At 39.3% G+C, this 1,548-nt stretch carries 1 protein-coding gene; it reads left to right on the forward strand.

Annotated elements, in window-relative coordinates:
• Nucleotides 1–101 precede the first annotated feature (101 nt).
• Complete coding sequence (locus tag CSQ79_RS26855; protein WP_099704157.1) at nt 102–1,346, forward strand: IS110 family RNA-guided transposase; 1,245 nt, start codon at nt 102–104, stop codon at nt 1,344–1,346.
• The last annotated feature ends 202 nt before the right edge of the window (nt 1,347–1,548 follow it).

Consider the following 1,548-nt stretch of genomic DNA (forward strand, 5'->3'; position numbering starts at 1 on the left):
ATTATAAACATATGAACACCCATGACGACTTGTCGACACACAGGGGCATGATTATATTAGGAGAGTCTTTTGCATCATTTCAAACTATAAAAGTAATAGCCATGAAAGAGCCTACAGTAACTTTCGAACAAATCATTGAAAGAGCTTGTGGTATAGATGTACACAAGAGTCTTGTTGTTTGCACCATTAATGGGACGGGAATAAAGGAAGAAACACGTTCCTTTAACGGGTTCACAGAATCTCTCGTTGAACTTCGAGATTGGTTAAAAGAAAATGGAGTAACTCATGTGGCGATGGAAAGTACTGGAGTTTACTGGAAGCCTGTGTTCAACATTTTTGAAGAAGACTTTGAAATAATCCTTGTTAATGCACGTCATATCAAGAATGTTCCAGGCCATAAGACAGACAAAAAGGATAGTAAGTGGATAGCCAAATTGTTGCTATGTGGATTACTGAAAGGAAGTTTCATTCCTCCAAAGCCTATTCGCGAGTTGCGTGATCTTACTCGATATAAACGCAAGATCATAGGACACATTACTTCGGAGAAAAACCGGATTCAAAAGATACTAGAAGATGCCAACATCAAGCTATCTAGCGTAGTGAGCGATATGAGTGGGGCTGTGGCTACACGGATCATTGATGCACTTATAGGAGGCGAAGAGAATGTGAGTGAGTTGGTGAAATTTCGTCATGGAAAGATGCATTGTACAGAAGATGAATTAGCTGCTTCTCTTAGAGGAAAGCTAACTAATCATCACCGTTTCATGCTTCAAACCATCAAGGAATCCATTGGAGAGAAAGAAAGACTCCTTGAAAAACTTGACGCCCAAATAGAAAAGATGCTTAAAGAAAGTGAATTGGAACTAGATGCTAAATTGCTACAGACCATTCCTGGCGTAGGAAAAGAAGGAGCAGCCTACATATTGGCAGAAATAGGCAATGATATGAGTCAGTTTCCAAATGAGCAGCATCTAACATCGTGGGCAGGAATGAGCCCCGGATGCAATGAGTCGGGAGGCAAAAAAAAAAGTAGTCGAACCACGCATGGGAACATACATTTAAAAACACTGCTCACTCAATTTGCCTGGGCAGCGACAAGAACGAAAAACACATATCTGAGAAGTAAGTATGATAGTCTCGTAGGAAGAAGAGGTAAAAAAAGAGCGCTAGTTGCAATAGGACGTAAGATCCTCATAGCGGCCTACTTCATCTTAAGGGATCAAACTCCATACAAAGAACTCGGAGGTGGTTTTTTGGATAACAGAAAAAAAGACAAGCAAGTACAACGATACTTAATCAAGTTGAGAGAGCTTGGTATAAATGTGCATATAGAGAAGGCAGCATAAGGAAAAAAAAAGGTCGATCGTTACTGGAGGTTGAAATATCATTGCTAAAACAATGAAACCCCGAATATGAAACTGACCGCAAACGCTAAGCACACAGGAGTATTGCCTAGAGCATGTAGATGAAAATTTAACTTTCTTAGCGTTTTTTCTGCTACTTCAAACTTAACTATGAACTAGATAGTAAAAATATAAACAGATGAAA

It is taken from the genome of Gloeocapsopsis sp. IPPAS B-1203 (assembly GCF_002749975.1).
Taxonomy (GTDB): domain Bacteria; phylum Cyanobacteriota; class Cyanobacteriia; order Cyanobacteriales; family Chroococcidiopsidaceae; genus Gloeocapsopsis.

What these genes read in the sequence shown, in the direction of transcription:
- CSQ79_RS26855 (WP_099704157.1), top strand. Translation starts at nt 102, where the DNA reads ATGAAAGAGCCTACAGTAACTTTCGAACAAATCATTGAAAGAGCTTGT.